We start from the raw sequence: 23,513 nt of genomic DNA on the forward strand, positions 1-23,513 counted from the left end.
ATGATTTGCTGGTCTTGTCTGTCGGAGACTCTTTCCAAAGCGCTTACGCGTTGTTCGAGCGTCTTTTGCTCCCCCTTAAATACAGTGAATTCATGTTGTATCTGGTTCATATCTGGTACCTCCGTCACTTTTGACATTAGTACGCCCCCCTTTTATCTATCTCATACGTTTCACCTCCTTCGAGGCAAAATAAAAAAGCCTTATTTATTGGCTTCTGTTTGTTCCTCGTATGGTTGCCCTGTTACTTCCTGAAACTGATCCGGTGTAACATATGCAGCCGCCACACCCTCTTTCATATCTTTGACGGTACAATCGTTAAAACCCATTGCCTGCTTTACCATTGCTGTTGTCGCCCACTTGTAGAACAAGGCATATACCCAGAAATTAAGATTCACTGGTCATTCCCCCTTCCAATTCCAATACTTTAAGCTTTAAGGCGGCAAGCTGTTCGCCCATTGACATATTTACTGCTTCAGCCTGCTTTCGTGCTAGGATTTCATTTGTAAGCTGCACCCCTAGAGCTTGCTGGCCTTCTTCAGCTTGCTTTCTTGCAAGCTCTTCGGCTGATAGTTGTTGCCCAATCCTATAAAGCTGATCTTTTACTGGATCAGGTTCGGTAACTATCTCTTTTTTCAAGCTGTCTTTATATTCTTGATCAGCCGTTTCGATCCAAGTATTCTTTTCTTTATCAAATTTAGGCCGCCACATTCCCGCGCCATCAGCCGATAATGGAGGAATGTCCGTAGCGTTATCAGGCATGTCGTACTCTCCGGTTTCCGGATCGAATGATAATTCAACAGGCTTTCCAATATAAATATTGTCGCTTCCGTAAGGGAATATCAGTTTCATGAAATCACCTTCCTTTCTTTAAGTCAGTGGAATATTAATGTCGATATAGTAACCGTTGACCTTTGATTCTGTTGTTGCCATGACACCAGTGATTTTCATGTCGCCAGAAGCGTATACAATTATCTTGCTGTATCCAGTTGTTCCACTAGTTGCAACCAATTTCACCACTCCTTTACTTGGAGCGCAGGAAGTAGGTATGCTGCCGAAGACTATTTCCCTGTCAGTAAGAACATGACCATTCAAGTGAAGCGTATTTCCTACTTTTCGATATTGTACAGGGCGGTCCCCTGTTTTAGCTCCGTTTTTGTACGTCACATCCAACCAAGGAATATCAATGTCAGTAACAAGCTCCCGCCAACCTGTAAATTCACCTTCCTTGTGAATTGTTGAAATCCATGTACGGTTATCATAAGAGCGTGTGGCAACTATTTTTTTCAATCCTTGCGGGGGAGCCAAGTCAGCAGGCACATCTGATATATCATAATAATACCAAGCAGAATCATCATCACCAGGATGGTTTAAAACGCCGGCTCCGAAATAAAAGCCTGTCGGATAATCAAAAAGGTTCTGCCCCTTCATTATTTTTATTCGTTGCCCGTCTTGTGTCGTCAGGGGATAGAGTTGCCCACCATTCCATTTATCCTTCTCGCTTTTGGTAACATGTAAATCGGCTTTATTTGCGTGGGCGTCGACTTTCTTTTGAGCGCCTTCTGAGGTTTCAATTTGAACCCAATCAGACCATCCTGAAGCTTTAAGAGTTTTCCGCCACGTTCCTCCGGAATAGTCCATTGCCAAAGCCTCACCATAAGTTTTGGTACCGATATACAAGCCTCTAGTAGAAAGTGATGGTGTATTAACGCCCGTATTAGCGGTGTAAAAGAAAAAGGATTGATCGAGTTCATCCACAATTTGATGAAAGTCTAGGCCATCTTGTATGCTTGCTAGATATTTCCCTTGATCGTCGGTGAGTTTTTTTAATTGCCCGCCATTCCATTTGTCCCTTTCCACTTGAGAAATGTGGCGAATGCCGTTGTTATCATGTTGGCGAAATGCATAATAGTCGGCCTGCTTTACATTATCAACGTTGCTAAGCCCGACTTGATCCTTTGTTACCTCATGAGGGTTGTCTCTCCGGGCAGCCAGTTCATCGGTATATGCCTTTGCATTCATTTCAGCCGTATCAGCTTTGTTTTTCGCTCCTGTTGTCGTTTCCTTCGCATTCCAGTTTGAGCGCTCTGTGGCTGTAATATGGCGGTCATTATCCTTTGTATGGGCGTCAAAATCTGCTTTGGAAGCCTGCTGTACATTGTCAACGTTACCGAGCCCCACTTGTGCTTTTGTTGTCTTGTGCGGGTTGTCAGTCCGTTTTTCATGCTTGTCAGTATAAGCTTTGGCATCAGATACAGCTGAAGAAACATCTTCTTTCGTTGCTCCGATCGTTTGCAACTCTTTCAGAGCCTGATAGGCCGTATATTGATACCAGTTAAACCAATCCGCCGGCGGGTGGTCCATCGGCTTATACCCTTGATCAATGGACGTTTGCGGCGGCCGCTGTCCGGGATTCCCCCATTCTGGCAATTCTTTTGTAAAAGGCATATGCTTCACACTCCTTAAATTGGTAACGGGTAATCATCTTCAGGCCGGAAGATGCCTCCCAGGGTCCCGCCGTCTTTTCCATCAGAAGAAAACCCGTATTCGCTTGTTTCTATCGTGTCCGCTAAAGAGGAAAAACGGAAAGTCCCGTTTAAATCCACATAGGCTACTCGAACACCCGCAGCCACTGTTTTCTGAACAATGTTTGAAAATTGTGTTTCACTCATTCCGACTTTACTTAACGCTTCTATCGGTGCTTTTTTCACAATGATTGCAGCTGGTTCATCTTGATTGTTCTCCTTGCTGCTTACAATGTTTATCTCACTCGGCTTGCAGTTCAATGTTTTCGCCAACGCTTCAATAATCCGGTTTGTTGTCCCGTCTGAGGCATTCCGGGCGACCTTTCCACGAATGAGCACACGGTATATTTCATCAGTGGCCCGGCCACGGTCTTGGGCCACGTTATCACCGAGAAGGTCCAGCGATTTGCCGCGCGCTGCGTCAATATCCCGCCATTGTTCCGCGGTTGTCAGTGAATTTTTTAACGCTGTCAATTGTTCATCTACAATTAAAAAAAGCTTCCCGATATTGCTCTTTTCGTCTTTCAAGAACGCATCAGTAAGCTTTCCTATTAAATCTTTGATCATGTCAAGTTCACCACTATTTCGGAGAAATGTACTTGTGCAACTTCTTTCGGTTCAATTGTGATATTTGACTGACCGAGAGCCGCCGCATCCTTCCCGATTTGTATAGTCACGTCTGAAACCCCGTTCACCTGATATACAGCGTTGAAAAGCTGAGACAAAATAACATCGTCCCCCATCTGCGAGCCGGTAAAAGATGAACCATTCTCGTCAATCCCGCCAATTTTATAAACAAGATTGTTTTTGATTTGGCTCACGCCATCGGCAGGGAATGAAGCATTTGTTTTTAAATCCAACTGCACATAGATTTTCACTTCTTTCGCAAAATCGAATTTAACATCATGATCCAGACCGCTTGCATCTGTGATGATAACCGATTGTTCCCCAACAGTTTCAATACCGGCTGCCACGCTATCAAACAGAGCTTGAGCCACGTCTCCTTTTGTTCCCCCGAGAACATAAGCGTGAATGCTTTTCGGTGGGTTTCCATCCGCATCCGTTTGCATGGTATTGTTTGCGACTATATTCGCTGAACGCACACCTGAAACAGCAAGTAGCGCCGCAACAATGCCGCCATTCGTAGAAGCAGAACTGCCCTCAACTGACTTTTTAATTCGCGCCCGAAATTCCGGATCAGATTCCTCATCAGTGCCTCCGGCAGCAGCTTCCGGATTATTCACGGAATAAACGCCTTCTAACGTCTCAGCCTGTACGGTGATGGTGTTTGCCGCGACATTGTTAATAATCCCTTTAGACAGTGACACGGCCGCCCCTGAGCCCGTTCCATCATCCCCGATTACAACGTCTTCAATTAGTTCAAAATAAATACCGGATTCCGTTGTATATTGGGTTTGCTCTTCTATGACAAAACCGGGTTCCCCGGTAAAAAACAGAGTTGTGACCGCCTCGGCTGCCGGCTCCCGGCTTATTCCGAAATTGCTTCCCAACCTGTCCAACTGAACACCCTCTGACTTACTAACAAAGCCGCTATTATATACCCTCTCAGCAATGTCCCAAATTCCTGCTAAAAACCAAGCGAAAATACGTAGGATAATGCCTAATGGCGTTTTGCTTGATGTGTTTATATCTTCGCCAAACAGCTCCTTCGCTTTGTCCTCCATACTATCAAGAAGCTCCGCATAGGTCTGCCGCTGGAATCCTGTTTCATCAAGCAAGATTAACACCCCCCAATTCGATTGTTTGGTCATCCTCTTTCTTCATTTTTAAGTGGACAGATAGGTTTCGTGTCTCTTTATCATGAGAAAACTCAATTGATTCAACGCTCGCAATGCGCTCGTCTTGTGTCACAGCATTAATAATGTCGTATTGCGCCTCTTCTTGGTCAAAACCTTTCCCGACAATGTTACTTCGATCCAATCCGAAATGTTCATCCAGAGTAAATTCCCCTAACCTTGTTTTTAAGGTTAATTCGACTGATTGAGCAATTTCCTCGTTCCCTTCGACCATCTGAAGAGTGCCGTTTTCAAAACACAGATCACCGTCAACAAGCTTGAGCGTTTTCATCCTTCCCACACTCCTATGACAACCGGATCATTGATACTGTGCGTTCGGCGGGAATCAGGATCAAACGTTTTGTTTCCATCCAAGTTATCAAGGGATCTTTCAGCGAATGAAACAAAGACCGAGGAACCGACCTTTATATCAGGCTCAACATGCTTTAAAACTGGTGCGTGTTCGATCAAAGGGTATTCATGAAGGTATTCACCATCATTCGTAAGAAACAACAATTGCAGGTCAGCAGTATGCTTCTCCGCATTGTATTTCACAACGCGAGCCGGGGCCAGTGTATGGATGGATAGTTTGATTCTTTTCTCAAAAGCATCGAAAAACCTCGTCGCTTTACTCATTACATCACCTTGCATTCTGTGAAAAAGTCTCTTCCATCAAACGAATGGGTGCCTTCTTTCACTCGATATTTTCCTTTTGCTGTTTTGCTGTTGATTTCAATAATTGAAGCAACAGCGATACGGTGCTGAAGAAGACACTTCACCTTGTAACCTTTGAAATCATCTTCTTCGACTTGCTCAGGTGTCTCAATAAGCCCGGTGGCCTCTTCTAATTTGAAACGTTCATCATCGCCCTGATTAAGTGGACGAATTACCGGTTTCCCCCGTCGATAGTACATAACGGCTCCGGCATCATGTATGACTTCCTCTAAATTATTTTCTATTAAGCCAGTCACCCGGTAACCTTTTTTGTACACCTTATTTTTCGGCAGGATAATGTTTTTCACTTTAATCCCGAGAACGCGCAGCAGTTTATCTACAATTTGCCTCGAAGTGGTTCCGGCTTTAAAAGTAATCTTCATGTATCGTTTTCGATACCTAACCTCTTCCCGCGTCCCGTAATTCCTGACAGTCTTGTACGTTCGCCCGTTCTTATCTTTCCTGACAGTAACAACCGGCTTTGCAAGCTTATATCTTTTTTTGACGTAATATTTCTCAGCCGGATCAGCATTGGCAGTTGTCACTTTCATATGGGTATAATCGTCGCCGTCTTTTGAATAAATCGACGTTACCTTATCCAAACCGTTCCAGTTATTCAGAACCTTTGTCACTTTGCCAATCGTCAAAACGCCGTAATCGTCTCGATACCCAGCCTGAACCGTTATTGTGCTGCCTTTTTTGATTTTGTTAATTGAATCTTTGCTGAGATTGTAAATCTCAACTTTAGTTTCATTGGGTTTGAAATCATCGTCGAAGGGCACTTCAAAATGAATTTCTAAGTCCTTGTAATCAAATGTGATCTGCGAACTGCCGTTATCAATGGTTACCTTGACGACCCGGCCAAACAGCTTTTTATTCGTCGTCGCCAATGTCATCTCCCTCCGATCCGTCAGCTACATCATCAATATAAAGAAACACGGTTTCCATGAAGTTCTTATATGTAACCCGTGTTTCTGAATTTGATTCATCTAAAGGGATAAGGGCGGGGGCCGGCAGATTTTCATTTACAATATCAGTCCACAGAGGAACGTTAAGTATAAGCTTCTCGCCCAGCACGATAGGCGTCATATCCTGCTCGTATAAATCCAGCGAAAAACTATCATCGGATTGATTGTAATTTATACGCAGAATAAACGTGTCATCCGCTAAATCAAATTCGAACTGCTGCGGAATATCCTCTTTATCAAAAGGAATGTAATCCCTCGTAGCCATTTCCCGTACCCTCCCTATTTAATCCGCATCTTTACCCCGATAGGTATTCTTCTGTCAGGCCATGGATTGAGACGTCTCAATGCGCTGACAGTAGTTCCGTATTTACGGGCGCAGCCCCAATACGTATCACCCTTTTTCACCTTGTGATAAACCTTGCTGGATTTTTTTGTGGTTTTTTTCTTGTTGGCCTTTTTCTTTTTTCCGGCTGTTTTCACTTTCTTCTTAACCCACGGGCTTTTTGCAATACGGATTTCTTGTAAAGAGATTGTTATCGCAAACCCGTTTGTAAATTCCCCTGTATCGCGGTCGATTTTCGTAATGATCACGTCTTTTGCGACCTTTCGCCCGGTATAGGTTAAGAGATTGCCGGCATATGCCTGCTTTTTTAAATATTCATAGTCGCTGTTTGCCGTCTTCCCAAGTAAATAACCGGAAACACTTGTGGTTTCCGGTTTTCTCTGCACATGGTCGGTAATCGGCACGCCTTTTTCAACGGGATAAGATGTGACTTCCACATCCGCCCCGTCTGATTCTTTTTCGTTAACAAGATTGACCTTCCCAAGCTTCGCCAATTAATAAACCCCCTCCGCTTGAAAAAGAGCCGCCAGGCTGTCGTAAGAGTCTTCCAGTGATTGGGTGATAGCCTTTGAAATATCAGTTTCAACTTCTGCACTCCCGCCCTCAACTTTTACATTGATAGACGGGTTGAATGTAATATTTACAGACGTTCCACCGCCGCTGCTTGCTGCTTTTTCTGGCGTATATCCAGTTTCAGCCCCAAGCTCTTTGCCAAGCGCTGCATACATTCCTAGTGATTGATTCCGGTAACGCGGCTCAGTCGTGATGACGTATTCACGCCAGCCGTTTTCCCCGAGTGCCGCAACCTGCGGGCTATTGATTACGCCGCCTGTCGCATATCCTCTGTACGGCCCGCCGTGCGCCATTGACACCAGGCCGGGATGCTTCATGATGCCGCCGTATCTGCTGTTCAGATAGTTAATTGCCGCTAGGATTTGGTCAACAGGATTTTTAATATTTCCGTGCCCTGGCTCTTTGTGGGCGTTAAAGGTGCTTGGGATGAACTGCATTAATCCCTGTGACGGGTGGCCGGCTTTTGCATTGGAATCCCAATTGTTAACAACATTGGGGTTACCGCCGGATTCTTTCATGGCGATTGTTTCTAGTGCTCCCGCATATTCAGGGCCCAATCCTTTAATATTCAGAGCTTGAGCAACCCATTTTTTTACCGCTTTGCTCCCGCCACCAGAAAAACTACCGGCGTAGCTGGACATTTTCCCTTTAATAAAGCCTACAGCCTTATCTTTGATAAAAGAGAATGCGCCTTTTGCAAAATCACCAAAAACTCCCGGCATTGACGGCGCCGATACTCCCATCTTCTCCAAAACTTTATTTAATAGTTTTGAAGGATGCCCTATATAATCAAAGACATCTAAAGCCACATCTTTCACCTTACTGGCCGCGGCCTTCGCCCCATTCCATGCCTTCGTTAAGAAATTGCCGCCGCCTGTACCTTTTGCATAGGCTGGCAACATAGACATCATTTGTTTTGTTTGTTTTCCAGAGAGTACCTCCGTCCCTTTTGGAAGATTCATAACAGTATCAGTTGCCGGGCTCAATCCCATATGCCCGCTTGGCGTCCTATAAAGTTCAGGACCCGCATTTGACCCTTTTCCGTCTCCGAGAATGGCAGGGCCACCAGGGTGAGCGCCAGTACCATGCGCATATTTAGGCACCTTAAAATGCTCTGGTTTCCAGAGTGGGATTTCTGGAACGTGAATGGCCTTTAAAACGGTATTAATCCCGCCGACAACGCCGTTTACAGCATCCGCCATTTTATCGGTCATTGAGTTACCGAGCGAGGTTATTCCGCTCAAAGCGTGCTTTGCCATACTCTTGATTCCGTCACCCATTTTCCCCGGTAACGCCTTCGCACTCTCGACTATATCTGAAAATTTGTCTGTAACTTTCTTCCATAGGCCGTGAGCTAAATCGCCCACTTTATTTTTGATATAAGTCCATCCTTTGATAATTCCATCAGCCGAATTTGATACTAATTTAGTCACCATACCGACCGCGCTAGAAAAAATCTGCTTCACGCCGTCCCACATCATGCGGAAATTACCGGTGAAAAGCCCTTTGAAAACCGTAACAATGCCCATAATTATACCTATCGCCCCTTGAATAATGGCGATAATGTTTGTTAGGGCAGTCTGTACAATGATCAGCACGACAGGAAAAACCGCATTTATGATGTTCAGAATAAACTGGATCGCTGGAATTACAACCGTGGTAATGATATTTGCCAAGGCTTGCAGATTCGCAACGACCAACGGAAGAACCGCCTGAATAATCTGTACGATCTGCGGAAAGACCTGCTGGACTACCTGAATTAAAATTGGTAATGCTGCCTGCGCAAGCTGCAAAATAATATTTGCTGCTAACGTAAGAAGCTGGGCGACTACCGGGAGGACCGCCAGAATGACCTGCCCTATGATCGGAAACACTTGTTGCACCGCCGTTAAAATTAACGGCAGGATTTGGATGGCAATTTGTCCGATTGTTGAGCCGAGTAACTGGATCAATTGAACCACAATCGGCAGAGCCTGCTGGATGATATTCATAATCAACGGAAAGGCCATTTGAATTGTCTGAACCAGAATCGGTAGAACGGTCTGGATTATCGTAACGATAACCCCTGAAAAGCTGCCGATTAATTGAATGATGATCGGTAAGACCGCATTTATCACGCTTAGAATGACTGGAAAAACAGTTTGGAATCCCTGAACAAGTAAAGGCAGAATCGCGCTGACAATCTGCAATACACTTGTCATCAATTGACCTGAAACCTGCATCCACGCGGTTAATAACTGCTGGATCAACGGAATTAATTGTGGGCCAATCGTTGAAAGTGTTTGTGAAACCGCTGCCGCTAAAAGAACAAGATTTCCCGCAAGTTGAATGAACGTCTGTTGCATTTGACCAGCTAATTGCTGAAATTGCGGTGTCAGTTGTGCTACCAGTTGACCGAAAACCTGCTGTACTGTCGTGATAATCGGTTGAATGGCCGTAAATACCGTTGTAAGAACAGATTGAACAGTCGCCCAGGCCGAATGAATTGCATTGCTGACAACTTGGTTTGCATCTTTCAAACGATACAAATATCCGGCAAAACTAAGGATCGCCCCAATTGCTATTCCTATCGGTCCGGTGACTCCCAAGAAAGAAAGACCAATCGACGCAATTATAGGCGCAATTATTGACACAATCCCTTGAAAGCTTGATAAACCAATCTTGAGTTGATTCATGAAGCCTTTAATAAAGCTGTTCAACCCTTCGGTTAATCCCTTTCCGAAAAAGTCGGTTACTCGTTTTCCTGCATTCTGAACAAATGAGGAAACAGTATCAACTGCCGTTTTGTAAGCTGCCTCAATCCCAGCGACTAAATGAGGATGCGACTCGCCCAACCGATCCCATAATTTTAAGGATTCGGCTTGCATCTTATGAATTGCGGATACAGCAACCTTTTGTGAATCCTCAAAGCCTTTCATAAATGCAGGTTTAAGCCCCTGTACCTCTTTAATCATGGTATGGAAGGCACTGACTACCGCAGTTTTTCCGGTATCCGCAAAACGCTTCATGGCATCCGTAGCCGGTTTGAATCGCTCTTGAAGCTTGTCAAAATTCTTGTAAAGCATATAAATGCCTGTTACAAGCAAGACAATTGAGCCGGCGACTACATAGACTGTCCCGGACATGGCAGCAAGCCCCGTTACCACCGGACCAATAAACATCCAAAGGCTGCTGAGAGCCCCAAGGAACCCATTAAGTAACCCCACTCCTATTGCCAAGGGCGATAAAAGCAGGGTTAAAACAGGGATGAGCAATAAAAATCCTTGGATCATTTTCGCCAGCACTGGGTGAGCTTTGTTGAACTGAATGATCATCTTTCCAATTGCGGTAACGACTTTATAAATTGACATGGCAACGGTTCCGAATACTTCAAGGGCCGGCTGAATGGCTTTTAGAAGAGTGCTACACATCTGTTCCCAAGCCTTCGAATAACCGGGAACGGTCTGTGTGGCCGCCTTATGTAGCCCTTGGAATAGGAAAAAGTTTGTGAAGGCCGCGCCAAGCGCTACCATCTGAAAACGCATATACCCCTGTGTAATCATGCCTGTCATATCTTGAAGCTGTTTCATATTTGCGGTAGGCCCGAGCATCTTCAAGGCCAAATGTGCCGCAGTTCCCTGCTTCGCCATATTTTCAAGGGTATTTGATACGGCAAGCCCCGCCTTGTTGACTTGGTATAACGGGTTTGCCATCCTGTCATAATTGGCAGCGATCTTTTCCGATTGTGTTGACATTGCCATAATCGTACCGATGGACTGCAACATGCTCATGCGCATCATTTTATTGTTTTTGATCATGTTGTCAGTAACTGCTTTATGTTCCCGGCCTAGCCTGTACACTTCATCCATGAACTGTTCATTTGTCCCGGTCCAGTTGTCCATTTCTTGGCCTAACTGAAAGAAGCCATACCTTGCCCGTATAAGCTCATTACGGAAACCGTTCATTCCGTATCTTTCCTCGTACCAAGCCCGGCGCATTTCATTGACCATTTGAATAGTATCTGCTTCAAGTCCGCGTGTTGAGCCGCGCAAAAAGTCCATTTCCCGCCCATAATAACGCATACCCCTGTAATCAGGTGCAGGCATGGCCGCCGTGCTTTGTGATGATCCTCCGTTAACCCGGCGCATGTCCACGTTATGCAAATTGTTTCGCAGCCTATCAACTTGATCATTTGCATTGTTCAATGATGAGTGATCAACGTCGATGCTCACGCGTGACGGTATATTTTGCACTAACCTGTTCGTTTGTTGAATGGTCCGGTTCAGACTTTCCACATGAGAAGTCATAAGGTCAAATGCGGGGCCAAGATTTTCAATTGTCCGCGCAGCAGTTTGCAGCGAAGAACTGTCCAGAATCATACTCATATTTCTGAATCTTCGCTGCTCCCTGTGCATATTGGACATTTGCGTGCGCATTTGAGAAAAATGGCCGGCCGCATTATCTGTATGATCAACAAGTCTATCAATCTGGCGATTTGCTCGTTCAAGAGGGGAGGTGTCAACGTTTAATTCCACATCAATATGCGTACTCCGCAAAGCGTCTGTCAACGTTTAACCCCCCTTATTTCTTTTTGTTTCGTTTGTTTTCTTCGGCCAGGTGAATGTCCAAAGCTGCATTGGCTTCGAGTAACGTATCGAGGTCCATAGCTGCAACCTCTGTGAAAGAAAACTTCTCAGACATCACGAGCCGATACATAGGCCAGTTGTCACTCGCCTTCTTTTTGTAGAACTGTTTCGGCTTCGGTTTCGGCGTTAAGAAAGGTCTGAACCTCTTTCATCAGCTCAAGGAAACCAGGTTTCTTATCAAAATAGTCATAGCTTACTTTCGGTTCAACAACTACTTCTTTCATGTACAGTTCATACAGTTTCGCAGACGAAAACATCCCTGTATTGATATTAATAGCCTCATCGTTAAATTCAATTGAACGACGTGTTCCTGGGTGTTGAAGAGTGTACTCAGTTCCTTGGATAGTTACTTTCTTTTGTTTACCGAATTTTGACATAGGTTTTCCCTCCGATTGTTTGGTTTGCATATATTGAAAAGCAGCCCGAGTGGACTGCTTTTTTGCATTTGATTTTTTTCTTTTCGACATGATTAATACCTTACTGCTCTAAAACTGTATAATCGAAGACTTGAATTTCAAATTCACGATCTCCGATTTCGTCACTGAATTCTGCATCAGCAGGCTTTTTTACCATGGCTTCAGTGCCGCCGATTTTCTCCTGTCCACCAGTAACCCAGATAGGAAATGTTTTGGCCGTGTTTGCCAATCCATTTAAATAAGGCACAAACGGCGAACCCATGGACAGAGTAAGCGTAATTGTGCCTAACGGATTATTTTTGGTTGCAACGCTCACATCACCTTTAGCGCTGACTTTTGTTGAAAACTTTTCTTCGTCTTTTGCACATGAAACCATGGTACCCTCTGAATAACCAGTAACGATTTTCCCGTCGATATTCGTGTTGACCTCGTTCGCATCATAAACATAAGCAGCCATTGACTATTCTCCCCCTTTAGATTGAAATTTCGCCTGTAATTGAGGCGGAATGAACCGCACCAGCTAATTCGAACGTGAAAGAAAGGCCGTCATACACGCGATTTTTTCTGTTCTCGTCTGATACTTCAGAGCGTTTTTTTGTGCTGATGGTATAAACGGGCATGCCGTCTTCATCAGAAGCGACAATCCCATTTGAAAAGGCTTTTTGAAGTACATTCGTAACCTGTACACTTAACAATGAAAAACCGGCATTCGAAAACGGGATTTTACCGTTATTTGAGAATGCCGATTGAATGGATGTTTCAATATTCAATTTCACCCAGTCTTTGCCGTGTAGGACGTCAATGTATTCACCTGAAGCAGTAATGCCCTCTGACGTCTCACTGTGGCCCGCTTTGCTCACGTAGGCGATAGCTCCCTCTTTGTGGAGCTTTTGAAGCTCGTCCGCTTTCAAGTCTTGCGGGGTAACGCCCACAATGTTTTTGAACTTCCAAGTAACTGAACCCACTGTCAGGGAGCCGACGGCACCAACCAGCCCGGCGTCTGGATGCTCGCTTGTTATCGGATGATAAAAAACGATTGTCCGGTCCTTTCCGGTATAGGAAGATACTTCTTCCCGGTCTGTTACTTGCAGGACAAGAAACTTATATGACTTTTCTTCCATTGCCTTTGCAGCTTCCAACTTCTCGTCTGCTGTTGCATCAGCGAGAATGAGGAAGTGCCAATCATTATCAAAATACTCGTCAAAAGCATTCCGAATTGTAAATGTGGAAGCAGCTCCCGCTCCGTCACTTCCCCCGGTTTCCGGATCGCCTCCGTAAGTACCAATGGCAACCTTTGACGGAGCGTTGTCGCCCTGCGCATAAATGGCAGCAGCCTTTTTATATGCGGGTGTTCCTTCTGCGTAATCCGCTTTGACAGCTTCTAATGAGCCGTATTCCTTATATGTGTTGTGCCCGGCAACCTTCGAGAGAATAAGGGGTGTCCCTAATCCTTTGAGGTTCGACGGTTTCACCAGGTCAATTTTGACCGTTACATCACTAAGTGGCATGTGTATTAACCTCCTGTGTTTTCTATTTGTGCGGAATCAAAATACTCCGCATTTGACTCGCCATAAGTGGCGCGCGTTCTAAGACGCATATCGAAGCCGTGGCGGCGTTCTGTGTCTATCGTGATAAAAGTATCCCGATTACCGAAGCCGTCGTTTCTCACCCACGCTAGACCATTGTCATGAAGCTTTTGCCGGGCGTCGGCTGTTTTGAAATAAGAGGCAGTTTCTTGAGCAAGGGAAATGACTTCAATGTGATTGTTGGAAATCCACGTAAAAGAAAAAACCAGCTCAATGTCTTCCGTTAACACTCCTTGTTCCTCAATGCCCCTGTGTTGCGGCAAATATGGAGAAGTGACGGTATACGTGCAAAAAGGATATACAGGCTGTTTACCTGTCCCGTTTGCTTCGATAACGACATGGCCGGTTTTCTCTTTAATCATTCCGAGAACCGTTCTAATTATGCTGCTGTAGTCCATCTGAATTGCTCACCGCCTTTAAGATATAGCTGTTGAAATCGGCATATGTCCCGTACGGCGTCATTGCTTCAACATCAAAAGTTACACCATCAAAAAGCACTTGAGCTTTCATAGGTATTTCTTTTTTGAAGTATAGTTGCCTGTCCATGACCGTAAGCCGTCCGCCAGATTGATAAATTAATTGCGCCTGCAAAGGGACTACGGCGCCTCTTTCTTCCGACTTTTCGGGCTGGCCTTCTACCCATTTTCCGAGATCGTCATAAAACCCCTCAGACGCCGGGAGCAACAATGTAAAATCAACGCTGTATTTCTCAATCAGTTCCCCGAACTGAAAATGATTTTTCATTAGCTTTCAACCTCGTAATCCATAGAACCGATCATTTCCCCAGTATCTACTAACGGATTTGAAGAGCCTTTTTCCTCTGTTGTAAATGGATGATTGGCCGGGCTCCGCAAGTCTCTTGCATACGTCTGAAGCCGCCCCTTTGCCAGCAGGCCGACCGCGTTCATAATGTCATTAATAGAATCGCCGTTCTCTAGGGCTCTACTGACCAACGATTCTACTTCTTGTACAATCTCATCTTCGTTTTCATCCCATCCAGCCCGTAAAAATGACCGTTCAGGGATATTAATAAATTGTGTATCCTTCTTGAGGTACAGCCCTTTGGCAGCAAGATAGTTCCGCATGCGATCAGTAACAGCAATACGACAGCCGAACTCGTGAACAGCCGCGATCATTTGACGGTCGCCGTCCAGAATTCCGACTTTCATCTTTCCAACGGAACTGAGGTTTCTTATGACCTCCGGAATACGGTTATTATCCCGCACCCGTATATTTCGGCGTCCCATTTGATCACCTCAATGGTTTAAAACGGATTTTTTTGTATGGCCGGAAAAAATCAAACGCAGGCTTATACCTTACGTCATCCGCCGTGTATGTCTTACTCATTCCGCCAATTGATTCAGCCTGAACACCTTTCGGGCTGTCCCGATCAATTTCAATCATGAGAGCAATTCCTTTCTTTACGGGGCCCGGTAATGATTCAACTCCATCTGGCCCCACAAAAGAGTTATTGCACTCTTCCTTAACGAAAGAAATTGCGTCTTTAAGGTCTATTTGTAGCTTTGCATCCTGCGAGGTGTCATCCTCGGGGATTCCCAGCCGTATTTTTAATTCTGATAGGTCCATTTCTCTCAGTCCTTTCAAAGCACGGGTTCATATGTCGCGAAGCACCTGCAATTTATATCATTTGAGGGATCTCCGCTTTGTCCCGGTGCCGGCGCCCTCACAGACTTGCCGTTTTTATCTTGACCGAGGTCAAACAGCTCATTTACATACCTGGCCTGGCCTTCTAAATGAACATGATCTGCGTTTTTCCCTTCACGAACCCGCTCGTCACCCATGTTGTGCCATATCTTTTTCATTGCAATACCTTGGTAATCGGCTTTCATGGCAGCGTCCAGCATTGCTTTTTCCCGCACTCGATGCATTTCTGTTCTGGCAATGCGTTGCGCACGGTTATAACTGACGCCCACATCAGCTTGCAGCTCCTTCGCTACCTGCGCAAAACGTTTCCGCTCAATAAAACCGCGTTCAATCGTATGATTGATTTTCTGAATTGTCTTTTTACGGTCCGTTTCGATGGCTTTGATCATATTTTTGCTTGTAATAGCCTGCGGGATTGACGCGGGCGCCGCCCACTTGGCAGGCAATTTTCCTTTCGGTCCACGAGACAGATTAAAGCCGACCGCTGATAAGATACCAAGCATGAGCCAGTTATACGATGATTCATAGGTTTCATTCAGAAAATCAAGAACAGCCGTTTTAACCTTTGCTGAAAGGGCAGCTACAAGTGAAGCTATGTCCCGCTTTATCTGAGAAAGATCATTGTTCCGATTCGCATCAGCACGGCTGATTTCCCGCCCTTTATCAAGCTTGACAAACAGAGCAGTCAACTTGGAAAGTATTTTTTCAGAAGTACCACGAAAAAGCCGCTTCAACTTCCGTAAAAACTCCTGCATCTTACGGGTTAACGGCTTCAAAAGCTCTTTTTCAGTTTGTTCTTTATCCACCGCCAGCCCTCCTATTCGTCAGATGCTTTTTCAGCAGCGCCAGCAGATTCTTGATTCTCTTCATCTGTTGTTTTGTCCGCTGCCTTCTTGCTGTTTTTTTCAGCTTTTTTAATGGGCGACTGTACTTTTTTGTATCTGTCCTCTTTCAAAAGCTTATTACCGTGTTTATCCTCAACAAACCAAGTTGAACCGGTATCAGTATTTTGAATCCACATAAAGAAAGCCCTCCTATTGTGGACGGGCTGCGCTTAATACCGCCAGCGCTTCCGGTCTTGTTACTTTCGCACCGTACAAGTGGAGCCCTTTGACTGCATCAGCAAAACGTTTTTCAGGACGGTATTTCTCAACCTGCGTCGCTTGATCTGCAAAAGACCACGCCATGCTGTGACCAGCAATAATTTTGTGATTTTCTGTGCCGCCTTCGGGTTTAGAAAGTGGCGCGTTGTTCGATTTTAAGACTGTGAATCCAGCAGCTTGTCCGATAACACCATTTAATAGACGTTGTTCTGAAGACATGTTCCCGGCCTTTACAAAACGGTCATCTTTTAGCATTAATCCTTCATACCAAGGCGTTACAACTACCCAGCGCCCCTGCTCCGGCACGTCTGCTTCGTCCAATTTTACTGAAAGGTCCACAAGATATTCGTACGCGTCGCTTTTTGTTGGTGAAACAGCTTTCGTATCGCTACCGATCGTGTGGGCTGCATCCACATAGTGAGAAGCAATAAATGAATCAGCAGTATTTTTCAGGGCGTATGCTGCCTCTTGCATAGCCGCATCCATTAACTTTGGATTTTGTTGGATTTTATCAATATCATCAATCTGAAAGTTGAAATATTTTGACTGGTCAATAAGAAGCTTGCGGCTTGCAGAATCCAGTGTTTGCGCGCTATCCATATCATCATTTTTGGTGTAGTCACCCACTTTTACGCGTCCCATATTGTTGATTGTCACAGAGTCACCAGCTCCAGTGATCTCCCCTTCGTAATCCCGGTTAATGACTCCCGTTTGACCATAAACCAATGTTCTTTGCAGATTATAAAGAAGTCTTGCGCTCCACATTTGCGGGACAAATTCATTTAATGCCATATTGTTTTATCCTCCTATTTCTATCTTCCGATTTTTTCGATGCGATCCCAATTTTCATTTATTTCTTCGGCAGTCATCTTCTTAACATCTTCAAGAGTCAATGGCGCTGACGCTCCGCCTGATGGTGGCGGCGTGCTGCCGTTCTTTTTGAAATGATCGTTTACGATGCTTTGTTCAAAATTCTTAAAGGCTTCCGCCAAGGTATTCAAATTTTGTTCTGTGGTTGCATCGTCCTGACCGATAAAAAAGTCAACAAGATTAGTAGGCAAGCCTTTTTCCGTTGCAATTGAAAGGGCCGTATTTCTCAACGACTCCCGCGTTTTCTCTTGCTCAAGGTTCTGGAATTTTTCCTGCAACTCACGTAATTGCTTTTGTTCCTCTGTTTCAGGAGGAAACCGCTTTGAAATCTCTTCCTCAAGTTTCTTCGGCAACGTATTTTTCTCATACGTCTTGATCGCCTCTGTCACCCTTGCATCAGATGTTGATTGAAGCAGCTTCTTTCCCTCGTCATTTGTTTCTAAGAAAGCCCGGACTGCATCCAGCGTGAGTTCTCCGCCACTCGGCTGTGGTGCTGGATCGTTACCAGTTCCACCTGCTGGCTGGGCTCCCGGTGTTGGATCGGCCGTGCCCCCTGGTTCGGAAAAATGCTGAAGGTTAATGCGCAGTGGCAGCCTTTCTTTTTTCATAAAATTCATTGACGGACTGACTGACTTATCCGTGTTTAATCGTTTCATTTCTGTGTGTCCTCCTTGCCCTTATCAGTTGCCGAAGCCCCTAACAAGTTCAAAAGTATTTCGGTTGCTCTTTAACGCCTACAACGCGAAAAAAAGGCATAAAAAAAGCCCCTCATGAATGAGTTGCACGTTTACTCAGGATCAGAATTTGTCTTGTCTGTATCCGCCTTGTCATCTTCCTCCTGTTCCTCGTCGTCATCTTGATTATCGTCAATGGTATAGGCATCTGCTTCCGCTCTCATTCTTTCAATCTCAAAACGCACATCATCAATGAACGATAATAGAGCAAGCCGCGTTTCTTCGCTTACCAGCCCTTTGAGTTCCGCGGATGCTTGAGCCTCTTCGAGAATGTTTGCAGGAAGATTTCGTTTGAATTGAAACCACAGTTTCAGATACGCGTCTTTATCGGCCAGTATCCTTTTGGACCATGCAGAGCAAAGTATCTTATACTGATAACGAAATGCAGCTGTCATTTTGCGTTCCATGGTAATTGCCTTGTGCTCCAATGCCATAAGCTTATACCGCATGGCAACGCCTGTAATAGTGCCCCCGAAAGAGCCGTCAGAAAAATTGACTGTCTTCGCAAAACGCAAAATATTTTCTTCCAGCCGGTTCAAATGATTTTCGATCATGGCGTCGTTTATTTCCTTGGTTAAAAATTTCACGTCGCCGTTATCGTCGAAGACTTCAAACACGCCATTCTTTTTTAGCTTTTCCATATCCTCATCATCGAGTGAAGCCCCTTTTACAATCAAGTATGCAAGCCGGAACTGTTCGATTTCGTTCGATGCGTCAGACAAAGTTCTGTCGTATGCATCAATTAAAGAAATGACTTTTTCAGTGTCGCCTTTCATTTCTTTATTGTTCGGAACACCAAACAACGGGCATCCATTGAAAAGATGGGGCTTCGTCTCAATAAGATCGTACTTCGCTTTATCAGACGACTTAAACGAATAAATGAACGCTTCATCGTAGAAATCAGCCCGATATGACTCGACTTTTTTGCCGCTCACCCACTCAAACACTGAATAATAGCGCAAAGCGTACGTGGGCTCCGTTATATCGTCTAAAGCGAGAATAATGCATTCCCATGGATCAACGTTTCGCAGGCATTCGTTTCCTTCTTCATTAACAAACAGCAGGCGGGCTCCGTAACCACAGATGGAAGCCATTTTTCCGAGTTCGGAATCGGCATCCTCAATGTTATTTCTCGTATTAAATGTGCTCACTTGGTCTTTCAATTGTTTATCTTCAGTTTCATAAGAAATGGGGTGGCCGAACATATAGCCTGTCTTGGTATCAATGATTTCAGAATCAAATGAGTTGTTCAGCTTATTGTTTACCTTGTCATCAATACGCTGCACTTTATCGGTTCCCGCACTGCCATAATCAATGATGGACCGTGTTAATATGGGAACGCCAGCCGGATCAGCCTTATATCTTGCATATAGTTTCATCACTTTTTCACGAACGGGGCCGTGTTCATCAATCATCATCTTGATAATGTCGCCGGTGATTCCACTCTGACGAATTAGATTTATATATTCCTTCATCGTTAATCACTCCCCCTTTCTATGTTTCGGCTTATTGTGGGTATACAGAGCGTACCGGAGAGCATCCAGCACATCGTCCCATTCCTTCACAGGATCGCCGGTCTTTGGATTCCATACATACATGAAAATTTCTTTTTTGAAGCGCTCCACCTTTTCTTTCACGACATATAATTCTTTTCGCTTAAACAGCCGGGCCACTTCTTCAATACCGGATATGATCGCCTTATCAGCGTTCAGGGCACGTAACTTCTCCCGCCTGAAGCGCTGAACATGCTCTGGCCGCGCAGAATCGCAGTAGAAATTAATATTGCCGTACCGCTCCTTTACGCCTTTTGCTACTTTCACCCAGTAATCAATTTCCTCATGTTGCTTGGCATGTTCTTCGAGCAAATAAAAACACCCCTGGTCATCTTGTCCGATTACGACAATAGAACCCGGGTGCTCGTATCCCCAGTCGACGCCAGCAAAATACTTTTTGAAATTGACACGTCTGTTCTCCAATTCCTCAGAACTGATATAATGAATGTCCTTATTGAAGTCCCGGTAAATGACTCCTTCAGACGCCACCCAATATCCGTTTATGTCCCGATCGGTAAACATACCGCTGGGCGTCGATGCCACGATACTCTCCACATACTCCGGATCGAGGAAATTGTTATCGAACAGCGAGAAATGAAATGACCGGATGTTCAGCCGGCCGCTCTTCAACTTTTGCCCGTCTTTGTCGATATAATCGGTTTTGACGGTGTGCATCGGGTTTTCAGGGTTTGTATCCATCATGACCACAGCGCCTTTGTAAGAGCACCGGGAAATGACTTCTTTTACAAATGAATCATGCAGGGCAGTCGCTTCATTCAGAAATGCGCCGGCTGACGTGAAACCCCGCGCTTTTTTCCATGAATTTGCGTTTGCTCCGTCAAAGCAATATACCTGATTACCGAATATCTCAACGGCGCTCGACTTATTGAGTTTCAATTCCTTGCCGAGAATCTGCTCTAAATCATTCAGAACGTTCCGCCTGATAGTTCCCAGGTTCGCCCCGCCGATAACAAAATTCAGTCCCATGTTTTGATACTTGCTGACGTGAGCAAGAAACGCCAAAAGGAGCACGAATGTTTTTCCTGCCCTCTTTGCCCCGCTGCATATTAAAATTTTGGGCTGCTCTTTTATGAAGCTGTCCCAAACTTCCTTTTGTTTTTTATTCAGTTCCATCGGCATCCACCATTTTTCTCAACATTGCAGCAATCTCATTTTCTTTGGTGTTTCCGTCGCTTCCGTTAACAGCCTTCTTCGTCTTCTCAATATTCAAGCGCATTTGCTCCAATTTAAGGCGCCGTTCATCTTTCTCATGCGCCAGCTGGTCGAATTGCTTGATCAAGCTCCGGAGCTCCCCCATTGCCCGAGATTGAGCGTTCAGGAATGTTGCATGACGATCCCAGGCGAATTGAAACTCCCATTCTTGCTCATCACCAAACGCACCCGGCTTCTCTTTTTTCAAAACTTTGGTCATGTCATCCTGATCCTGCACAAACATAATGCGCTGTGCCCGGATAATGGCCGCATATTGTATTTGAATTTGATCCCATATCATATCAGCAGGGGAACGCTCCTGAATCTCTTCCATAATGGACAGCGTTTCTTCTGGCAGATACTTCGAGAAGAACCCATGCGATACCGCGTTTTGATTTCTCTCCGGGGCGCCGCCGTTGTTTCCCAATGCATTTTTATTGCCGGGTGGGGCGCCTGCCTTTTTTGTGTGCACACCTTTTTCAGAGGGTGCACCCTTTTTTCGTTCCCAACCATGCCGCTGCTTCCATGATTTAATGGTGTTCACTGACACCCCGTACTTTTCTGCAAGGTCCTTGTATTTCATGCCTTTGGCGTAATCCTTATACGCCTGAATGTGCTTTTCGGCCATCTACATCCACCGCCGCCTCCTTTTGAATTGAGTTGTTTTGGAAAAAGATATTCCCTCTAAACCGACGCCGCACTCAGACCGTTAACCGCCGATAGTTTTCCGAGATTTACCGGAATCGGTTTACAGAGAATATAAAAAAGCACCTGGAATGAGGTGCTTTAAAATAAGTTTTGAGTTATGAATCTTATTCTGGGATTATGTCTTTTATATTTATTTATATTTATTCATAGACATACTTACGTATATTTCATTTGCTTCATCAACTGTTATACCAAACTTTTCGCTTGCCAGCTCAGCAACCATTGAATCATGGATCTCTGGGGTGTAATTTTCCCCGTAATTTGTAATTCTATTAAATTCGTTTTCCATGTAATTATATATGGTTTGATCATTAGCTGATTGTGCCTCTTCTTCTGATGAATTTTCTTTTCTTTTCTCTTTTTCATCCTTTAAATCAAAAATTACTTCATCATTTTTTTCTAACTGGTACAAAGAATCCACATGTTTAAAATCAATTGTATAATCATCGTTTTTATACTTTGCATGTACTTCATCTACTGAACAAGTATACTTATCCCCACAGCTGATTACCTTAGAAAAACCTTTATCCTCAATTAACTCATAAACTTTGTAAAGAATTTTATATTTTTCCTTGTTAGAAAGTTGCGTGAATTTCTTATTCATGGACAGGTTGATTTTAAAATCATAATACTTCTTTATAGGGTTAGTGTAATCTAAAGTTGGCGCTTCACTAAGATATTGTGATACTGTTTTATTTTTAGATAGCTCTTTTAAAAACGTTTCAGCCTCTTTTGTATCCACGCCGCAACCTGATAGAACAAAAATCAGTATAGGAATGATTATAAATATTTTTTTCAAAACTTCTTCCCCCTCCCACCTTATTATCGGTTAAGGAGTAGGAAAAAGGAACCATTCGCAAAATTTGTCGAACGAAAGCGCCCTTCATAAATAGGTGGCAGTCGTAAGACAAAAAAAGCGCCCAATCAGGGCGCCACAGCATAGCGTTATTATTTATTTGAATTTGTATGTTCCTGTAAGGCTTTAAATGCTTCAGATAACAGTTCAGCATGATTATGAATTTCTTTAGATTTATTCTTTGTTGTTGGGAATGTTATTATTGACATATGTATTCTCCTCTTTAAACTTCATTTCCAATCGTATTAACCTTTTTGAGTTTAAGATCAGCTAATTTTTCACTTAATTCCTTTGTTTCCTTTAGGAGCTCATTAGAATGTAATTTTCCTGCCCACACTTTATACAATTCAACAGTATTGCTAAAATTATGTTCTCTATGTCGTCTAGAAAAACAATAAAAATCATAGTGACGATCTACAAAGTTACAAAAGACCTGAGAAAGTGGATTAAATGCCAATTCTTCATCTGCCAAACCACTCATCATAGCTGCGCTAAAGAATTCTAATTGATTAGCAAGGTCCAAAGCTCCTGCTTCAAGTTTATTACTAATACTCTCAGCATGTTCTTTAAATGAAGATTCTGACGCTACGAATTCTTTTTTATGATCTCTCTTAGACACAATCACGGGCTTATCACCCAGTTTTTTTGAGTATTCGGCTTGCAAAGGAATAAATGAAGTTGCAAACCAGTTTAGATACTCTATACTTTTTTCAATCGATGCACGCTTATTTTTAGTTTTAATATCTTTCTTCATTAAATTTAATTGTTTAATCGCAATAAAAACCCCAGCTGCTAATCCAATACTTGCAATATAATAAAGCATTGTAATTACTTCTTTTACGACTGGATATATATTCATACTATGCTCCTTTCTAAATGAATTCAAGTTATTTGAATCATCATTTTTTAGTATATTACACCAAATATCGACAGTAAATAACAAATCTTAATAGTTTTACGTTCAAAATGTAACTTTAAATAAAAAAGCACCCATCAGTTTTGGGTGCTCATTTCCGCCTATGTTTTTGAAAATCCAAAATATCCTCTTTCAGAAAAAGCCTGTCCCGAGGCATTTCTTTCATCGGCTCCAATTCCCCGGTCTTTACTAACTGATTCAAATACTGACGGGTGAACCCCAATATCTCCAACGCTTCACTTGTATTGAGTATCTCTTCATTCAAGAACTTCTTGATTGCGTCACGCTCTTTAGGCTTGTACATTTTTGAATCATCCTTTTTTCTCGCGATATTTCAAGTAAAGGGAAAATGC

28 protein-coding genes and 1 pseudogene are annotated in these 23,513 nt (G+C 43.9%); all 29 read right to left on the minus strand.

All coding sequences use genetic code 11. The annotated features are described in order from the left end of the window. A pseudogene (locus tag AXI59_RS20335) lies at positions 1 to 110 on the minus strand (hemolysin XhlA family protein); the annotation flags it as partial. Positions 111 to 200: 90 nt separating this feature from the next. Next, positions 201 to 395, minus strand: a complete 195-nt coding sequence (locus AXI59_RS07340; protein ID WP_156476237.1) for an XkdX family protein — start codon at positions 393 to 395, stop codon at positions 201 to 203. Next, positions 385 to 849 carry a hypothetical protein gene (locus AXI59_RS07345; protein ID WP_061527781.1) on the minus strand — a complete coding sequence of 155 codons (465 nt, stop codon included), beginning with the start codon at positions 847 to 849 and terminating at the stop codon, positions 385 to 387. The genes AXI59_RS07340 and AXI59_RS07345 overlap by 11 nt, the downstream gene beginning before the upstream one ends. Before the next feature lie 18 nt (positions 850 to 867). Beyond that, complete coding sequence (locus tag AXI59_RS19250) at positions 868 to 2,445, minus strand: hypothetical protein (protein WP_061527782.1); 1,578 nt, start codon at positions 2,443 to 2,445, stop codon at positions 868 to 870. 14 nt (positions 2,446 to 2,459) lie between these two features. After that, complete coding sequence (locus tag AXI59_RS07355; RefSeq protein ID WP_061527783.1) at positions 2,460 to 3,089, minus strand: hypothetical protein; 630 nt, start codon at positions 3,087 to 3,089, stop codon at positions 2,460 to 2,462. Then, positions 3,086 to 4,270, minus strand: coding sequence for a baseplate J/gp47 family protein (locus AXI59_RS07360; protein ID WP_240491495.1), 1,185 nt, complete (start codon positions 4,268 to 4,270; stop codon positions 3,086 to 3,088). The genes AXI59_RS07355 and AXI59_RS07360 overlap by 4 nt, the downstream gene beginning before the upstream one ends. Further along, positions 4,254 to 4,610: a DUF2634 domain-containing protein gene (locus AXI59_RS07365; protein ID WP_061527785.1), complete on the minus strand. Its 357-nt coding sequence runs from the start codon at positions 4,608 to 4,610 to the stop codon at positions 4,254 to 4,256. Before AXI59_RS07365 ends, AXI59_RS07360 begins: the two co-directional genes overlap by 17 nt. Next, a complete protein-coding gene (locus AXI59_RS07370) occupies positions 4,607 to 4,954 on the minus strand; it encodes a Gp138 family membrane-puncturing spike protein (protein ID WP_061527819.1) in 348 nt (115 codons plus the stop codon). The genes AXI59_RS07365 and AXI59_RS07370 overlap by 4 nt, the downstream gene beginning before the upstream one ends. Further along, positions 4,954 to 5,922, minus strand: coding sequence for a phage protein (locus tag AXI59_RS07375; protein ID WP_061527786.1), 969 nt, complete (start codon positions 5,920 to 5,922; stop codon positions 4,954 to 4,956). The genes AXI59_RS07370 and AXI59_RS07375 overlap by 1 nt, the downstream gene beginning before the upstream one ends. Continuing rightward, on the minus strand, positions 5,906 to 6,265 hold the full coding sequence (locus AXI59_RS07380; RefSeq protein WP_061527787.1) for a phage baseplate plug family protein: 360 nt from the start codon (positions 6,263 to 6,265) through the stop codon (positions 5,906 to 5,908). The genes AXI59_RS07375 and AXI59_RS07380 overlap by 17 nt, the downstream gene beginning before the upstream one ends. Positions 6,266 to 6,279: 14 nt before the next feature. Next, on the minus strand, positions 6,280 to 6,837 hold the full coding sequence (locus AXI59_RS07385) for a LysM peptidoglycan-binding domain-containing protein (protein ID WP_061527788.1): 558 nt from the start codon (positions 6,835 to 6,837) through the stop codon (positions 6,280 to 6,282). Beyond that, positions 6,838 to 11,463 carry a transglycosylase SLT domain-containing protein gene (locus AXI59_RS07390; RefSeq protein WP_061527789.1) on the minus strand — a complete coding sequence of 1,542 codons (4,626 nt, stop codon included), beginning with the start codon at positions 11,461 to 11,463 and terminating at the stop codon, positions 6,838 to 6,840. Between the two features lie 158 nt (positions 11,464 to 11,621). Further along, positions 11,622 to 11,918: a hypothetical protein gene (locus AXI59_RS07395; protein ID WP_061527790.1), complete on the minus strand. Its 297-nt coding sequence runs from the start codon at positions 11,916 to 11,918 to the stop codon at positions 11,622 to 11,624. Positions 11,919 to 12,018: 100 nt separating this feature from the next. Next, positions 12,019 to 12,414, minus strand: a complete 396-nt coding sequence (locus tag AXI59_RS07400) for a phage structural protein (protein ID WP_014470553.1) — start codon at positions 12,412 to 12,414, stop codon at positions 12,019 to 12,021. 16 nt (positions 12,415 to 12,430) lie between these two features. Beyond that, on the minus strand, positions 12,431 to 13,465 hold the full coding sequence (locus tag AXI59_RS07405) for a DUF3383 family protein (RefSeq protein ID WP_061527791.1): 1,035 nt from the start codon (positions 13,463 to 13,465) through the stop codon (positions 12,431 to 12,433). Between the two features lie 5 nt (positions 13,466 to 13,470). Beyond that, a complete protein-coding gene (locus AXI59_RS07410; RefSeq protein WP_061527792.1) occupies positions 13,471 to 13,941 on the minus strand; it encodes a phage neck terminator protein in 471 nt (156 codons plus the stop codon). Next, a complete protein-coding gene (locus tag AXI59_RS07415; RefSeq protein ID WP_061527793.1) occupies positions 13,919 to 14,287 on the minus strand; it encodes a hypothetical protein in 369 nt (122 codons plus the stop codon). Before AXI59_RS07415 ends, AXI59_RS07410 begins: the two co-directional genes overlap by 23 nt. Beyond that, positions 14,287 to 14,790, minus strand: coding sequence for a hypothetical protein (locus tag AXI59_RS07420; protein WP_061527794.1), 504 nt, complete (start codon positions 14,788 to 14,790; stop codon positions 14,287 to 14,289). Before AXI59_RS07420 ends, AXI59_RS07415 begins: the two co-directional genes overlap by 1 nt. 4 nt (positions 14,791 to 14,794) lie before the next feature. After that, complete coding sequence (locus AXI59_RS07425; protein ID WP_240491494.1) at positions 14,795 to 15,148, minus strand: phage head-tail connector protein; 354 nt, start codon at positions 15,146 to 15,148, stop codon at positions 14,795 to 14,797. Beyond that, positions 15,145 to 16,014, minus strand: a complete 870-nt coding sequence (locus AXI59_RS07430) for a phage minor head protein (RefSeq protein WP_061527795.1) — start codon at positions 16,012 to 16,014, stop codon at positions 15,145 to 15,147. The genes AXI59_RS07425 and AXI59_RS07430 overlap by 4 nt, the downstream gene beginning before the upstream one ends. Before the next feature lie 11 nt (positions 16,015 to 16,025). After that, positions 16,026 to 16,229 carry a hypothetical protein gene (locus tag AXI59_RS07435; protein ID WP_061527796.1) on the minus strand — a complete coding sequence of 68 codons (204 nt, stop codon included), beginning with the start codon at positions 16,227 to 16,229 and terminating at the stop codon, positions 16,026 to 16,028. 13 nt (positions 16,230 to 16,242) lie between these two features. Continuing rightward, complete coding sequence (locus AXI59_RS07440) at positions 16,243 to 17,103, minus strand: phage capsid protein (RefSeq protein ID WP_061527797.1); 861 nt, start codon at positions 17,101 to 17,103, stop codon at positions 16,243 to 16,245. A 20-nt stretch (positions 17,104 to 17,123) separates the two neighbouring features. Beyond that, positions 17,124 to 17,837 carry a DUF4355 domain-containing protein gene (locus AXI59_RS07445; RefSeq protein WP_061527798.1) on the minus strand — a complete coding sequence of 238 codons (714 nt, stop codon included), beginning with the start codon at positions 17,835 to 17,837 and terminating at the stop codon, positions 17,124 to 17,126. Between the two features lie 131 nt (positions 17,838 to 17,968). After that, on the minus strand, positions 17,969 to 19,390 hold the full coding sequence (locus AXI59_RS07450; RefSeq protein WP_061527799.1) for a phage portal protein: 1,422 nt from the start codon (positions 19,388 to 19,390) through the stop codon (positions 17,969 to 17,971). 6 nt (positions 19,391 to 19,396) lie between these two features. Then, positions 19,397 to 20,602, minus strand: a complete 1,206-nt coding sequence (locus AXI59_RS07455; RefSeq protein ID WP_061527800.1) for a PBSX family phage terminase large subunit — start codon at positions 20,600 to 20,602, stop codon at positions 19,397 to 19,399. Next, a complete protein-coding gene (gene terS / locus AXI59_RS07460; RefSeq protein ID WP_061527801.1) occupies positions 20,589 to 21,308 on the minus strand; it encodes a phage terminase small subunit in 720 nt (239 codons plus the stop codon). The genes AXI59_RS07455 and terS overlap by 14 nt, the downstream gene beginning before the upstream one ends. 210 nt (positions 21,309 to 21,518) lie before the next feature. Beyond that, positions 21,519 to 22,187 carry a hypothetical protein gene (locus AXI59_RS07465; protein ID WP_061527802.1) on the minus strand — a complete coding sequence of 223 codons (669 nt, stop codon included), beginning with the start codon at positions 22,185 to 22,187 and terminating at the stop codon, positions 21,519 to 21,521. 280 nt (positions 22,188 to 22,467) lie between these two features. Beyond that, a complete protein-coding gene (locus AXI59_RS07470) occupies positions 22,468 to 23,103 on the minus strand; it encodes a DUF4760 domain-containing protein (RefSeq protein WP_061527803.1) in 636 nt (211 codons plus the stop codon). A 148-nt stretch (positions 23,104 to 23,251) separates the two neighbouring features. Then, positions 23,252 to 23,464: a helix-turn-helix domain-containing protein gene (locus AXI59_RS07475; RefSeq protein WP_003155868.1), complete on the minus strand. Its 213-nt coding sequence runs from the start codon at positions 23,462 to 23,464 to the stop codon at positions 23,252 to 23,254. Positions 23,465 to 23,513: the final 49 nt, after the last annotated feature.

Origin of the sequence: Bacillus nakamurai, assembly GCF_001584325.1 — a bacterium.
In the GTDB taxonomy this organism is placed as follows: Bacteria; Bacillota; Bacilli; order Bacillales; family Bacillaceae; genus Bacillus; species Bacillus nakamurai.

What these genes read in the sequence shown, in the direction of transcription:
- AXI59_RS07345 (WP_061527781.1), bottom strand. Translation starts at nt 849, where the DNA reads ATGAAACTGATATTCCCTTACGGAAGCGACAATATTTATATTGGAAAG.
- AXI59_RS19250 (WP_061527782.1), bottom strand. Translation starts at nt 2,445, where the DNA reads ATGCCTTTTACAAAAGAATTGCCAGAATGGGGGAATCCCGGACAGCGG.
- AXI59_RS07355 (WP_061527783.1), bottom strand. Translation starts at nt 3,089, where the DNA reads ATGATCAAAGATTTAATAGGAAAGCTTACTGATGCGTTCTTGAAAGAC.
- AXI59_RS07365 (WP_061527785.1), bottom strand. Translation starts at nt 4,610, where the DNA reads ATGAAAACGCTCAAGCTTGTTGACGGTGATCTGTGTTTTGAAAACGGC.
- AXI59_RS07370 (WP_061527819.1), bottom strand. Translation starts at nt 4,954, where the DNA reads ATGAGTAAAGCGACGAGGTTTTTCGATGCTTTTGAGAAAAGAATCAAA.
- AXI59_RS07380 (WP_061527787.1), bottom strand. Translation starts at nt 6,265, where the DNA reads ATGGCTACGAGGGATTACATTCCTTTTGATAAAGAGGATATTCCGCAG.
- AXI59_RS07395 (WP_061527790.1), bottom strand. Translation starts at nt 11,918, where the DNA reads ATGTCAAAATTCGGTAAACAAAAGAAAGTAACTATCCAAGGAACTGAG.
- AXI59_RS07400 (WP_014470553.1), bottom strand. Translation starts at nt 12,414, where the DNA reads ATGGCTGCTTATGTTTATGATGCGAACGAGGTCAACACGAATATCGAC.
- AXI59_RS07405 (WP_061527791.1), bottom strand. Translation starts at nt 13,465, where the DNA reads ATGCCACTTAGTGATGTAACGGTCAAAATTGACCTGGTGAAACCGTCG.
- AXI59_RS07410 (WP_061527792.1), bottom strand. Translation starts at nt 13,941, where the DNA reads ATGGACTACAGCAGCATAATTAGAACGGTTCTCGGAATGATTAAAGAG.
- AXI59_RS07415 (WP_061527793.1), bottom strand. Translation starts at nt 14,287, where the DNA reads ATGAAAAATCATTTTCAGTTCGGGGAACTGATTGAGAAATACAGCGTT.
- AXI59_RS07420 (WP_061527794.1), bottom strand. Translation starts at nt 14,790, where the DNA reads ATGGGACGCCGAAATATACGGGTGCGGGATAATAACCGTATTCCGGAG.
- AXI59_RS07435 (WP_061527796.1), bottom strand. Translation starts at nt 16,229, where the DNA reads ATGTGGATTCAAAATACTGATACCGGTTCAACTTGGTTTGTTGAGGAT.
- AXI59_RS07440 (WP_061527797.1), bottom strand. Translation starts at nt 17,103, where the DNA reads ATGGCATTAAATGAATTTGTCCCGCAAATGTGGAGCGCAAGACTTCTT.
- AXI59_RS07445 (WP_061527798.1), bottom strand. Translation starts at nt 17,837, where the DNA reads ATGAAACGATTAAACACGGATAAGTCAGTCAGTCCGTCAATGAATTTT.
- AXI59_RS07450 (WP_061527799.1), bottom strand. Translation starts at nt 19,390, where the DNA reads ATGAAGGAATATATAAATCTAATTCGTCAGAGTGGAATCACCGGCGAC.
- AXI59_RS07455 (WP_061527800.1), bottom strand. Translation starts at nt 20,602, where the DNA reads ATGGAACTGAATAAAAAACAAAAGGAAGTTTGGGACAGCTTCATAAAA.
- terS (WP_061527801.1), bottom strand. Translation starts at nt 21,308, where the DNA reads ATGGCCGAAAAGCACATTCAGGCGTATAAGGATTACGCCAAAGGCATG.
- AXI59_RS07470 (WP_061527803.1), bottom strand. Translation starts at nt 23,103, where the DNA reads ATGAATATATATCCAGTCGTAAAAGAAGTAATTACAATGCTTTATTAT.
- AXI59_RS07475 (WP_003155868.1), bottom strand. Translation starts at nt 23,464, where the DNA reads ATGTACAAGCCTAAAGAGCGTGACGCAATCAAGAAGTTCTTGAATGAA.